We start from the raw sequence: 911 nt of genomic DNA on the forward strand, positions 1-911 counted from the left end.
TTGGCCGACCATGTCAGAGTGCTGATGTTTCCAAGCATCGTCACCTCCATGCATGCGCCACATCGACTCCGGCATGGTTATTCGAGGTGCCCATAAGTGAGTGGAAGTCCATACGGATAACTGGAGACGATCCGCTTTCGATAGAGTAAAAAATCTCTTGTTCCGGAAAGCGTCACCTTCTCGGTAGGAGTGAGGCGAGTCATGCCAATTTCGATCCATTGGGAGTCGCCGACCGATTGCCGATGATGAACTTGGTAGTCCTCGGCATTATTCTCATTAAGTGGCTCCATGCCCGGCCAGCGCAAACGAATGACGAGACTGCGCAATGGACGCTCACACTTACCTTTCAGTTCCTTCGTACCCGGCTCAGATTCGTAGAAGAGCAGATCCCGTGCTGGCACACGAATGACGTTGGGGCCGATGGTGCCGACCACATCCGGCCGATTCGCCTTATCCGACGGACTGGTCCTGGAGCAGGCGGCCGCGAGCACCGACATTAGCAATAGGACACACCCACGCACAACAGTCCCTATCTGGACGTGTGTGTATGCAGCACGACGCTCCTGACACGTTTGCAGTGCTTGCACCTGTATCAGACAGTGCGCGCTTATGGTTTCAGACATGATCAAGCTGCTCCTAGGTTTTCTGCTGTTACAGACATTGGGCAACCGCTTTTTGCAAGCAGATGTAGACGGCAGAATTTCTAAGTCCGTCCCGCCAAATATTTCCACGATAAAATGCTGATTATAGCTAAGCCGGTGCGGCCCCCACATTGACTTATCTCTCCCTCAAAGATTCTGAGACATGCGTTAGCAAGGGACTCAACAAGTAATCAATCACCCGCCGCTTGCCCGTCTTCACTTCCGCACTCAAGCTCATCCCGGCACTCATCCGCACCTTGACCCCATCGA

Annotated in this window: 1 protein-coding gene and 1 pseudogene; both read right to left on the bottom strand. The window is 53.2% G+C overall.

The annotated features are described in order from the left end of the window. Nucleotides 1–77: 77 nt before the first annotated feature. The gene (locus tag XCSCFBP4642_RS27960) at nt 78–434 is read right to left on the bottom strand and encodes a hypothetical protein (RefSeq protein ID WP_235048224.1); all 357 of its coding nucleotides are present in this window, start codon (nt 432–434) and stop codon (nt 78–80) included. A gap of 343 nt (nt 435–777) precedes the next feature. After that, nucleotides 778–911 (bottom strand): annotated as a pseudogene (locus XCSCFBP4642_RS29750) (leukotoxin secretion protein D); the annotation flags it as partial.

It is taken from the genome of Xanthomonas cassavae CFBP 4642, assembly GCF_000454545.1.
Classification (GTDB): Bacteria; Pseudomonadota; Gammaproteobacteria; order Xanthomonadales; family Xanthomonadaceae; genus Xanthomonas; species Xanthomonas cassavae.